The organism is Acinetobacter sp. 1566109, from assembly GCF_000582255.1.
In the GTDB taxonomy this organism is placed as follows: Bacteria; Pseudomonadota; Gammaproteobacteria; order Pseudomonadales; family Moraxellaceae; genus Acinetobacter; species Acinetobacter nosocomialis.
The window spans coordinates 1-12,041 of sequence record NZ_JEYB01000086.1 but is presented as its reverse complement, the minus strand read 5'-3'; the positions used below and the strand labels follow the sequence as shown (position 1 = coordinate 12,041).

The following is a 12,041-nucleotide window of genomic DNA, read 5'->3' as shown; positions in this document are numbered from 1 at the left end:
AAAATATCGAAATTACCCGTCCGCCGCTAGGTCCAGTAGCAAGCTACCTTTCCCCGCTCGACTTGCATGTGTTAAGCCTGCCGCCAGCGTTCAATCTGAGCCATGATCAAACTCTTCAGTTAAAATCATTTTGCACCTTATTTATAGACAAGGTGCCAATTCTGGCTCATCAATTACTGACTTAAATTTCGCTCAAATAAACTTCGAGTAATTTAAACCAATCAATCAATGAAAATTATTTCGATTAATCAATCAGTAAAAATCCACACAAGTTGTTCTTCAATTCTCTTAATGATCTTCTTCCTGGTTCGTCACCAGCAAGCTAGGTCGGCTATATTACTCTTAATCTCTTAAAAGTCAACAGGTAATTTCGATATTTTTAAAACTTATCTCTCAAACCAACTTAACATCAAATTCATCACTTAAAGCAATCAACCTAATCTCAAGTAACTGTTTTTCAACAAGTTTCTATCTGCATCACCGCCGATGGATGTGCATTATAGACCATTAACTTACCTTTGCAAGGGGTATTTCAGCCTTTTTCTCTTGAGTGCCGTTTTTTTCTACTATTTTGCGGAAAAAGTGATATATATGGCTTTTTTTTAGGCATTTTCACTACTTTTATTCATTTTTATTTTAGGAAAATACAGTTCACCTTAGATTTTTGATGTCTTCTTATAGAGGTTATAGGCATATATAGCATTTTCTATTCCAAAGATTCCAAAGATTCCAAAGATTCCAAAGATTCCAAAGATTCCAAAGATTCCAAAGATTCCAAAGATTCCAAAGATTCCAAAGATTCCAAAGATTCCAAAGATAAACTAGAGCAAATACTCTATTTATTGATTCATACTTTCTATTTTTTCTTATTCTATTTTTCTACTTATTAAGTTAATTACAAATTGTTCCACGTGGAACCCTTAATTAATTTTGAGTTTCAGAAATAAAAAAAGCAGGATTACTCCTGCTTTTCACTATATAACTTTCTTAATCAGTGAAAGTTACACGTGCAATTGCCTTTTTACCTGACTGAATAATGAAAGTGCCATTTTCTTTTACAGAGAAACCTGCATCTACTACATTCCAGTCAACTTTTACTGCACCACGTGCTACAGCATCTTTTGCAGCTGCTGCATTCGGGTTTAGGCCTGCTACACGTAAAATCGTAGCAATAAAGATTTCGCCTCCAAACTCACCACGTGAAATAGTCACTTCAGGTGTATCTTCTGGCACCTCACCTTCTGTAATACGGTTACCTGCACTCTTATGAGCATTGGCAGCTGCTTCAGCATCATGGAAGCGTTCAACCAACTCGAGTGCAAGAATACGTTTTACTTCTTGTGGATTACGACCAGCCGCGATTTCATCTAATAAAGCTTTGATCTCATCAAGAGATTTAAAACTTAATAAATCGAAATAACGTTCGATTAAAGAGTCAGGCATTGATAATACTTTTTGGTACATAGCACCTGGCGCATCAAAAACACCAATATAGTTACCTAAAGATTTAGACATTTTATTTACGCCATCTAAACCTTCTAGAATCGGCACAGTGATACACACTTGTGATTCTTGGCCATAACGGCTTTGTAAAGTACGACCCATAAGTAAGTTAAAGGTTTGGTCTGTACCACCTAACTCAACGTCAGCTTCAAGCGCAATTGAGTCATAGCCTTGAACTAAAGGATATAAGAACTCATGAATCGCAATTGGCTGATGGTTGCTATAACGCTTAGTAAAGTCATCACGCTCTAACATGCGCGATACGGTTTGTTGACTCGCTAACTGGATAAGGTCAGCAGCAGACTTTTGGTTAAACCATTCTGAGTTAAAACGTACTTTTGTTTTATTCGGGTCTAAGATTTTAAAAACTTGTTCTTGATAAGTTTTAGCATTGGCTTCAACTTGTTCACGTGACAACGGCGGACGAGTTGCACTTTTACCAGTTGGGTCACCAATCATCGCTGTATAGTCACCAATCAAGAAGGTAACTTCATGGCCCAAGTCTTGGAACGTTTTTAGTTTGTTAATAAGAACCGTATGTCCTAAATGTAAATCTGGTGCTGTAGGGTCAAAACCAGCTTTAATTTTAAGAGGACGATTCTCTTTAAGCTTTTTCAGTAAATCTTCTTCTGAAATAATTTCGTGCGTGCCTCGTTGGATGAGGGCAAGCTGTTCTTCGGCGGGCAAGAAATTTGACATCACAAAACCTAAACACATCAGTTATTCAATTTGTGCGATATACTAACATTTTTTCAGCGTCTTGCAGGGGAAGTTGCATATGAGCGCAATCTATATCGGCGTAATGACTGGCACTAGTATGGATGGTGTAGATATTGTTGCGGCTTCATTTGAGCCACTACAGCTTCATGCCACTCTTACAGTTCCTTTCGAACCCGAGTTACGTGATGAGCTTATGGCATTAACTTTACCCGATGACAATGAAATTGACCGTATGGGTAAAGCTGATGTTGCTCTAGGCAAAATGATTGGTCATGGGATTAATAGCTTAATTGAAAAGCATCAATTAGACCGTAGCCAAATTAAAGCGATCGGTTCGCATGGGCAAACTATTCGTCATCGTCCAGAGCATGGCTTTACGTTACAAATTGGCGACCCAAACATTATTACTGAAATCACTCAAATCCCGGTTGTTTCAGATTTCCGTCGTAGAGATATGGCTGCAGGCGGACAAGGTGCTCCATTAGTCCCAGCTTTTCATCAAGCATTATTTCAACATCCAAGCATTCATCGTGTGATTTTGAATTTAGGCGGCATTGCCAATGTAAGTATGTTACCTGCCAATAATCCTGACGGTGTATTCGGTTTTGATACGGGACCTGCGAATATTTTGATGGATGCATGGTGTCATCGCCATACGGGTCATCCATATGATGAAAATGGTGATTGGGCTGCTTATGGGCATCCTATTCGCTCTTTACTCGACCGTCTTCATGCGCATGAATATTTTTCTAAAGAGCCACCTAAAAGTACGGGACGTGAAGATTTCAATATTGACTGGCTAGATGATCAGTTAATCGATTGGCGTAATGATTTAACTTACGATGAGTTAGAAGATACACCAGAAAATATTCAAGCAACCTTATTAAAACTTACTGTGCGTGCTATTCAAAAAGCGATTTATCGTTCTGATATGGAAACAGGCGAAGTATATGTATGTGGTGGTGGGGCTTATAACTCTTATTTATTAGAACAATTACGCTGGCGTTTACGTAAGCACAATTGGTCAGTTCAAACCACAGATGTTTTAGGACTCTCCCCTACCTGGGTCGAGGCTACAGCATTTGCATGGTTAGCAATGCGTTTTGTGAATAGTTTAAGTGGTAATTTACCAGCAGTAACTGGTGCGTCTGATTTTAGAATTTTAGGAACAATCACGGCGGTATAAGATTTTTTATAAGTTCTTTTACCTAGATTCGACCTTATAGCACATTTACTGACCCGAAATGCTGTTATTTAAATGTGCATAAAAACTCATGATAAATGCCAACAAAAATAAGTAAGGCATGTTGTTATGGATTTGACCAACCGTATTCATCAATATACTCGTGGGGCTTGGACATTCGATGTGATTGATTCAGGCCCTATAGATGGCCCTCTCGTGGTTTTATTGCATGGCTTTCCAGAAACTGCACATAGTTGGGTGCAAACTTCTGAACTATTGCATCAGCATGGATTTAGAACACTTGCGATTCATCAACGTGGTTATAGTCTAAACGCTAGACCACAAAGCCGCTTTCATTACGCTTTAAGTGAACTAACTGAAGATGTCGCAGTTTTTATTAAGGGGCTTGGTCAACCAGTTTATTTAATTGGGCACGATTGGGGTTCTGTAATTGCGTCTAGTGTAACCATGAAGTATCCACAATATATTCAACATCTCACTTTAGTTTCTGTACCTCATCAAGCTGCTTTTTTAAAAGCTTGTTTAAGCAGCAGACAACTTTTTAAATCTTATTATTTTGCAATTTTTCAGCTCCCGATTCTGCCCGAACTTTTATTTAAAAAGATACCGAAATTAGGCCGTAAGTTTCTAAAGTCATCAGACATGACCGAACAGCAAATTGAAATATTCGAGACTGAGTTTATAAAAGAAAATAGGCTAACTACGGCGTTAAACTGGTATCGGGGCTTTTTTTGGGACAAGCCTGAAAATCCTTTTAAATCAATAGACGTCCCCACTCTTTTTATTTGGGGTAAGCATGATATTGCAGTAACAGAAAAAAGTGCCAAGTTAAATTCAGGCTATTTTAAAAATAATTATAAGGCTATTTTTATGGATGCCTCTCATTGGATTCCTTATCAAAATGCACCTGAACTCGTACAATACTTTTTAGAATCTATACATGATCAAGCATAATCTTATAAATAAAAAAACCTCTCTATAATGAGAGGTCTTTTTATTTAAAATTCTTTTTAAATCGAGAACGAAGAACCACAACCACAGGTTGTTGTCGCATTCGGGTTTTGCACAATAAAGCGTGAACCTTCAAGGCCTTCAACATAATCAACCACTGAGCCAACTAAATATTGATAGCTGAGCGAGTCAACCAGCATCTTTACATCGCCATTTACAAATTCAGCATCATCTTCATTTACGCTTTCGGCGAAATTGAAGCCGTATGAAAACCCTGAACACCCGCCTCCGGTTACATATACACGTAACATGAGATCGTCATTCCCTTCACTATCACGGAGTTGGCGTACCTTATTGGCAGCATTATCTGTCAAAACTAGAGCTTGGGCATTCATGATGATTGTTCCTCGGATTTTGCTGTGCCTTTCAAAATAAAAAAGACCCTATATTGAGTATAGCATAATCAATATAGGGTCTGTCTTCGAAGTTTAAAGCGAATCTTGAGTATTTTTATCAAGATTATTTGTAATTCTCATCTTGTAAGCCACATTCAAAGTTTTTCGCGTCTTGCTTACAACGGAATTGCCATAATAGTTTCATCATCCGTTTATCATAAACGCCGCGCTTTGTAAGGTTAATTCGTGATTCACGCATAAGCTTTTGATAGCCTGGTTTATCCGCAGCAGGTACATCCATCCAGTATTTTTGCGGAATATCCGCTTTCATTTTACCTAAGATAGTAAAGGCACGTGGTAACTGGCCTGCCACCCACTCTCTAGATTTTTGACCAAATCCAGTTGGGAATTTATCTGGACGGATAATAATATTTCCAGTCACCTGTAAGATTGGATAGTTAACGATTGCTCCTTTCGTACCTAAGCCTTTTTGTAGTTCTAAAGGTTTAAAAGCTGCTGCTGGGGCACCAATAATATCAACCTGATGATTATTAAATTTAGCTCCAAAGTTAGTCACATCAGCACTCACAGCCTGTGCCCCTACCTGCTGAACCATAATTTTTTGCGCTTCATCGTAATCTAGTACAGCAATTTTTTTACCCGCAGCTTTCGCCACTGTATTAATACTACGGTCGTTTACTAAAAGGTAAGCGTCCCCTACCGGAATAACACCAACGACTTCATAGCGCCCATTCACCATATATTTACTAAAGGTTGGACTCGCCAAACCTTGCATGACTTTAACAGCAAGTTTGAGATCGGGAATCGCACCAATAGCATCTAATGAACCTGTAAATGAGTTGAATTGACGCCCACGCATACCCGATACGCTAATGCCATCACACTTACCAGCTTTAAAATCTTCAGCAATCACTGCTTCGTTTTGATTTACTTTGAGTTCGATATCAGCTCCCCAGTTTTTCGCTGCAAGCTGATAATCTTTCATGAGTGCATAGACGTCACCATTTTTACCAACGAAGTCAAAAACACAAATAGTTTGTTTGGCTTCGGCTGCAAATGAAATTGTTGTGAGTCCCATCGCAAGTAAAAGCGTTTTGGAAAATCGCATATTCTTTTCCTTTCCTTGTAGATTTTTTGTTTTTAGCATCAAGAAATTTCACGCTGGTCGGCATGATTCTCATGAGATATGCTTCATCTAAAATTTGCGTTTAAGATATTTTTACGAGCAATTCTGTTTATATGAGCTCAATTAAAGAAAAATAGATATTTAAATATCGATAGTACTTCTTTGATCACTCACATCCTTGTTCAGTTTTTATACCTTCATATATCCAGATGAAGTTTTATCTTCAAATTAGATTAGCGACTTTTCAATTCACCACAATGGCTGAATTGACAGCCTATATAAAGCAAAAAAGCCTAGAACTAAGTCTAGGCTTTTAAGATCAATATGAATTATTCACCAGGCATTGAACATTCAAAGTTAGCTTTGTCTACAGAACAACGTGCTTTTTTCAATACAGACATCATACCAGCATCGTAAATACCACGTTTAGTTAAGTCCATACGGCCATCACGTAACATTTTTTGATACTTAAGTTTGTCTTCAGCACTTAGGTTCATTTTATATTTACCTGGAATTTGCGCTTCTAAACGGTTAATCATTGCAAAGTTTTTAGGTAATTGTTTCACGAACCAGTCACGAGACTTTTGGCCAAAGCCAGCAGGGAATTTATCAGCACGTAATACTAGGTCAGCAGTTACATGTAATACGGGGAAGTTCCACATTACACCATTTGCACCCAAACCTTTGTTTAATTCTAATGGTTTGTATGCATAAGCAGGCGCACCTACCATATCTACCTGACCATTGTTAAATTTAGCAGCAAAGTTTGAAATATCAGAAAGAACCGCCTGAGCACCTACACGCTGCACCATAATTTTTTGTGCATCGTCATAGCCTAACACGGCGAATTTTTTACCCGCAGCTTTTTCAACAGAGTTGATGTTTTTGTCACGTACGAAAATGAATGCTGAACCTAGCGGAGAGATACCAGCAACTTCGTATTTTTTACCACCAAGGTTAGTTGTCATTTTGGCAGCATTACGTGCATCTAATACATAAGTAATAGCACGTTGCGCGATTTGGTTATTAGGAACACCACCAAGCGAGTCGATTGATCCTGCGAATTTGTTATATTGGCGTGCACGCATAGCAGTCATTGCTACAGCATCACATTTACCAGCTTTGAAATCATTATCTGCAACAGCCTCGTCCTGACGAGGAACCAAGTTAATTTCAGTACCCCAGCCTTTTGCAGCTAGAGCCCATTCTTCCATCATTTTATATGAGTCGCCTGCTTTTCCTAAGAGGTCGAATACACACACGGTACTCGCTGCTTGCGCTGAAGCAGAAAAACCAACAACAGAAGCGGCAGCCATAGCAAGTACGATTTTTTTCATTTTCTTCATCCTTCCACGGAACAGATTTTTTGTTTGAAGTTTCCTTTCAAACACAGATATTAATCATGTTTTTTAGAAAAAAATAGAGCTTTTACTCAAATATTTTTATCTCATTGGATTATTGTTTGTGCTATTTAAATTATTTATCAAAATTAAAAACTACTAATTTTCCGTAAGTTACTTTTTATATTCACAATTTTCATACCCATATTCAGCTTTGAAATATGTGTAGCGATTTTGTGATTAAAAAACAAACTACTCACCATTGAGCGTACATTCAAAATTTGTTCGTTCAATGGTACATCGTGCACGTTTTAGTACACTCATCATGGTTGCGTCATATACTCCTTGCTTTGTAAGGCCAAGGCGACCTTCTCGTAATATTTTTTGATATTTCAGTTTATCTTCAACTGAAAAATTGATTTTAATTTTAGAGGGTACTCCAGCTTCCAACCGTTTCACCATCGCAAAATTTTGCGGTAATTGCTTAATGAACCAGTCACGAGACTTCATTCCAAAATTGGCTGGAAACCTATCACTTCTTGCAATTAAGTCCCCTGTAACGTTGACTACGGGAAAAGTAAACATTGCCCCATTTGTTCCAATACCTTTGCCTATTTCTAATGGTTTATACGCATAAGCAGGAGCGGCAATGGCATCGACTTGGCCATTATTAAATTTTTTCACAAAATCTGTAATTTCTGATGGGATAGGATGCGCACCTACACTTTCCACCATAATTTTTTGGGCTGCGTCATATTGTAAAATAGCAAATTTAGTACCGCGTACTTTTTCAATTGAGTTGAGGCTTTTATCTCTTACAAACAAATAAGCCAAACCAATCTGGACAATCCCCACCACCTCGTAGTTTGTTCCATTTTGTGCAGTTACCATACGATGTTTATTACGTTGGTCTAAAACGTAACTAATTGCCTTTTGAGCAATTGCATTACTTGTCACCCCACCAATAGCATCAATCGAACCTGCAAATTTATTGTAATTTCGCGCTCGCATTGAGGTCATATAAGCTGCGTCACATTTGCCCTCACGCAGTCTACGATCTACCAAAGCTTCGTCTTGAAATGGAATTAAAGTAATGTCGGCCTGCCAACTTTTCGCTGCCAGTGCCCACTCTTCCATCATTTTGTAGGATTCACCTGATTTTCCAAATAAATCGAATACACATACATTTTGCCCAGCATGTGCTGTTCCCATAGCACAGCAAAATACTGCACCAATTATCCCCCATCCTTTTTTCATTTGACTTTCCTTAGTCTAGTTTTATTAGGAGTTCATTTATCAACCAAGTTTTAAATTGTTTTTATTTTAGCCATATTTTTTAGAATGTGGTCTATCTCGTTAAAAATTTAGATATTTTCAGACGAATAGCTTTAATAAAGATAGGTTAAGCCATGCAATCTCAACATTTAGAAACTAAAACTCTGAAAGTTTTGTTTTCAGGTTCAGTTCTCTTTAAAATACAGCATCCCTAACTCACCTCGATAAGACAAGATGATTCAATTTGACCAAGTTTCTTTACGCCGCGGTGGACGTGTTCTCTTTCAAAAAGCGTCTATGCAATTACACCCAGGTTGGAAGATTGGTCTGACTGGGGTCAATGGTGCAGGTAAATCAACATTATTTGCAGCATTACTAGGCAGTTTAGGCGCAGATGAAGGTACTCTTACTCGCCCTTCGGTCTGGACAGTGGCGCATATGGCACAAGAAGTTAAAGCTCTAGACATGCCTGCCATCGATTTTGTTCTTTCTGGTGATGAAGAATATTGGGATATTCAAAATAAGCTTGCTCATCCAGATCAACTCACAGATTCAGACTTGGCTAAACTACATGGCCGCTTTGATGAAATTCACGGTTATTCAGCACCATCTAAAGCTGCCCAGCTTATGGCTGGCTTAGGTTTTTTAGAACATCAATTACGTTTAAACGTTGCTAGCTTTTCTGGTGGATGGCGTATGCGCTTAAACTTGGCGCGTACATTAATGAGTCGTTCTGATCTACTGTTACTAGATGAACCAACAAACCACTTAGATTTAGATGCAATTTTGTGGTTAGAAGACTGGCTTAAAGCCTATGAAGGTACCCTCATCCTCATTTCGCATGACCGCGACTTTTTAGATGCAATTACAGACCATATTCTCCATATTGAGAATCAGGAACTCACGCTTTACACCGGTAATTACTCCACATTTGAAACAACTCGAAGTGAACGTTTAGCACAACAACAGCAAGCTTTTGAAAAGCAACAAGAAACACGTGCTCACCTACAAAAATTTATTGACCGTTTCAAAGCAAAAGCAACTAAAGCTCGTCAGGCACAAAGTCGTATAAAACAACTTGAGCGTATGCAGCAACTCGCACCTGCTCATGTAGATACACCGTTTACTTTTAGTTTTCGTGAACCGACCAAAATGAGTTCACCGTTGCTGACGTTAGATAATGCCAGCATAGGTTATGGTGAAAAGCTAATTGCTGAAAAAATCAGATTACAAATTACACCAAATTCGCGTATTGGTTTACTTGGTATGAACGGCGCAGGTAAATCAACTTTGATTAAGAGCTTGGTCGGTGATTTACCACTTCTAGCAGGTGAACGTAAAGCTTCAGAGTTACTTAATATTGGTTACTTTGCACAGCACCAAATGGATGCTTTAGACGGCCATGCCAGCCCGATGCTTCAACTTGCCAGTTTGGCAGATAAACAAATTAGTGAAGCCACTTTACGTTCATTTCTGGGGAGTTTCGGGTTTAGTGGTGAACGCATGGATACACCATGTGAAAGCTTTTCTGGCGGTGAGCGCGCTCGTTTGGCCCTAGCACTGATTGTATGGCAGCGTCCAAATGTTTTAATTCTCGATGAGCCAACAAACCATTTAGATCTTGATATGCGTCATGCACTGAGCATGGCTTTACAAGATTTTGAAGGTGCTGTTGTTCTGGTTTCCCACGAACGTCAACTTATTGCCAGTGTGTGTGATGAGCTTCTTTTAGTACACGGCGGCAAATGTACCGAATTTGAAGGTGATTTGCAGGATTATGCTAAATGGCTACGTGAAGCGCGTCAGCAGCAGATCAATGCTCAGACTGCTATAGCAGCAAATAACTCATCTGCTGCTGCCCCTGCTCCAACTAAAGTTGATAAAGAAGCACAGCGTAAGGAAGCCGCACGCCGTCGCGAACAGACTCGTCCTATTCGTAAAAATATTGAAAAAGTTGAGTCACAAATTGAAAAACTTCAACCGCGACTTGCTGAAATTGAAGAAGCTTTAGCAGATAGCTCATTATATGAAGCGAATCGTAAAGATGATTTGCTTAAGCTGATGAATGAACAGACTGAGTTGAAGGCGAAGCTTGAACAACATGAAGAGCAACTTTTAGAACTCATGATGGAACTTGAGGAAATGGAAGCTTCTTTCGAAAACTAAGTTCTTACCAGTACTGGTATTTTTAAGTACCAGTACTGGCTTTTAGTTCAAATTAGAGCTTTATTTGCACTACTATATAAAAATTTGAATGACTTCTAATAATATTTCATTCAGCTGTTAAATTTTTGAGATAGATTCAAATTTGATAACATATAAAACTTAAGCTACATCTTAAGGGTTGCCATATACAGATAATTTAACTAAATTCTGTAACTTCGTTTTTACCCTTCTTGAGTAGGTATTTAATTCGGGATCAGACAAACTGAATGAATTTTATTGATTTTATTACTAATTTTGAACATTTTTTACCTATTTTAATTCAGGAGTATGGCGCATGGGTCTATGCCATACTCTTTTTGATCATTTTTTCTGAGACAGCTTTTGTTTTTATGTTCTTTTTACCAGGAGATAGTTTACTTCTAACTGTAGGGGCACTTTGCTCAGTAATTGAAATGATGCATCTGGGTTATATGATTACTTTGCTTACCATAGCTGCCACCCTAGGCTATATTGTGAACTACTCTATTGGGCGTCATTTTGGTAACCGTATTTTTGAAGCAAAATCACGTTTTATTAAGAAAGAGTATTTAAATAAAACCAACCGTTATTTCTTACAACACGGTGGCAAAACCATTCTTCTGGCACGCTTTATTCCTTTTGCACGCTCTTTTGCACCATTAGCTGCTGGCTCTAGCAATATGAGTTATGGAAAGTTTTTAATCTATAATGTCGCTGGAGCTATTTTGTGGATCTGCCTTTTGTTAACTGCTGGATATTTGTTTGGCCACGCACTCATTCAAGTTACAGACTTAGTAGAAAATTAATCTTTTTCAAGTTAATCCACTCAAATAAACCAAAAAAATAAAGGGAATGAATCAATCATTCCCTTTATTTTATTTAGATCAAAATGAATCTATCTAAATTTTTTATGGTTTTCATTACGAATATTAACCAGATTTATTGCTTCAGTTTTGGCTTGGTCTAATTGACCTTTATCAACCAATACAGTAACGCGATCAATTTCAGCAACCAACTGATCTAAACCCGCTTGATATTGCTTTACCTGTACATTTTCCGGCGGTAAACCTTCTAACTTATGAGGTAAAGATTTTTTTGAAGATAATGCAGCCTGACGCATAATCACAAGCTGCTGTTTTGCGTTATTGAGATCTTTCGCTTCAGCAAAGGCTTTTGTGCTCTTTGCTAAAGTTTTCATGTCAGCTTCCAAGTCAGCTGCAAATGCAGAATGACTCACTAAAGCTGCACATGAAATCAGCATACTTGCTATAAACTTTTGACTCATCATCTTCTCTCCTTAGACTGATTTAGAATCTAGCTAT

10 protein-coding genes and 1 rRNA gene are annotated in these 12,041 nt (G+C 38.2%); 4 read left to right on the top strand and 7 right to left on the bottom strand.

The window, feature by feature from the left end; all coding sequences use genetic code 11:
• Window positions 1-122: ribosomal RNA gene (locus J582_RS27150) — 16S ribosomal RNA — on the bottom strand; the annotation flags it as partial.
• Window positions 123-987: 865 nt separating this feature from the next.
• Entirely contained in the window at window positions 988-2,220 is a 1,233-nt protein-coding gene (tyrS, locus tag J582_RS23340; RefSeq protein ID WP_006581460.1) for a tyrosine--tRNA ligase, read from the bottom strand.
• Between the two features lie 61 nt (window positions 2,221-2,281).
• On the opposite strand from tyrS, the gene J582_RS23335 reads away from it, so the two are divergent.
• Together J582_RS23335 and J582_RS23330 are read left to right on the top strand one after the other, a co-directional pair.
• On the top strand, window positions 2,282-3,409 hold the full coding sequence (locus J582_RS23335) for an anhydro-N-acetylmuramic acid kinase (RefSeq protein ID WP_032048693.1): 1,128 nt from the start codon (window positions 2,282-2,284) through the stop codon (window positions 3,407-3,409).
• Window positions 3,410-3,535: 126 nt separating this feature from the next.
• Window positions 3,536-4,381 carry an alpha/beta fold hydrolase gene (locus J582_RS23330; protein ID WP_004882613.1) on the top strand — a complete coding sequence of 282 codons (846 nt, stop codon included), beginning with the start codon at window positions 3,536-3,538 and terminating at the stop codon, window positions 4,379-4,381.
• 56 nt (window positions 4,382-4,437) lie between these two features.
• On the opposite strand, the gene erpA is transcribed toward J582_RS23330, so the two are convergent.
• The 4 genes from erpA to J582_RS23310 form a co-directional block, all read right to left on the bottom strand.
• Window positions 4,438-4,773: an iron-sulfur cluster insertion protein ErpA gene (erpA, locus tag J582_RS23325; RefSeq protein ID WP_000993572.1), complete on the bottom strand. Its 336-nt coding sequence runs from the start codon at window positions 4,771-4,773 to the stop codon at window positions 4,438-4,440.
• A 124-nt stretch (window positions 4,774-4,897) separates the two neighbouring features.
• Window positions 4,898-5,902 carry a putative solute-binding protein gene (locus J582_RS23320; RefSeq protein WP_004882610.1) on the bottom strand — a complete coding sequence of 335 codons (1,005 nt, stop codon included), beginning with the start codon at window positions 5,900-5,902 and terminating at the stop codon, window positions 4,898-4,900.
• Between the two features lie 347 nt (window positions 5,903-6,249).
• On the bottom strand, window positions 6,250-7,257 hold the full coding sequence (locus J582_RS23315) for a putative solute-binding protein (RefSeq protein WP_002051905.1): 1,008 nt from the start codon (window positions 7,255-7,257) through the stop codon (window positions 6,250-6,252).
• Window positions 7,258-7,512: 255 nt separating this feature from the next.
• On the bottom strand, window positions 7,513-8,517 hold the full coding sequence (locus tag J582_RS23310; protein ID WP_032048691.1) for a putative solute-binding protein: 1,005 nt from the start codon (window positions 8,515-8,517) through the stop codon (window positions 7,513-7,515).
• Window positions 8,518-8,769: 252 nt separating this feature from the next.
• On the opposite strand from J582_RS23310, the gene J582_RS23305 reads away from it, so the two are divergent.
• Both J582_RS23305 and J582_RS23300 read left to right on the top strand, forming a co-directional pair.
• A complete protein-coding gene (locus tag J582_RS23305) occupies window positions 8,770-10,701 on the top strand; it encodes an ATP-binding cassette domain-containing protein (RefSeq protein ID WP_032048690.1) in 1,932 nt (643 codons plus the stop codon).
• Between the two features lie 266 nt (window positions 10,702-10,967).
• The gene (locus tag J582_RS23300; RefSeq protein WP_004711274.1) at window positions 10,968-11,525 is read left to right on the top strand and encodes a VTT domain-containing protein; all 558 of its coding nucleotides are present in this window, start codon (window positions 10,968-10,970) and stop codon (window positions 11,523-11,525) included.
• Between the two features lie 89 nt (window positions 11,526-11,614).
• Here the strand turns inward: J582_RS23300 and cybC are convergent, their stop codons facing one another.
• Window positions 11,615-12,007: a cytochrome b562 gene (cybC, locus tag J582_RS23295; RefSeq protein ID WP_004711273.1), complete on the bottom strand. Its 393-nt coding sequence runs from the start codon at window positions 12,005-12,007 to the stop codon at window positions 11,615-11,617.
• Between the last annotated feature and the right edge of the window lie 34 nt (window positions 12,008-12,041).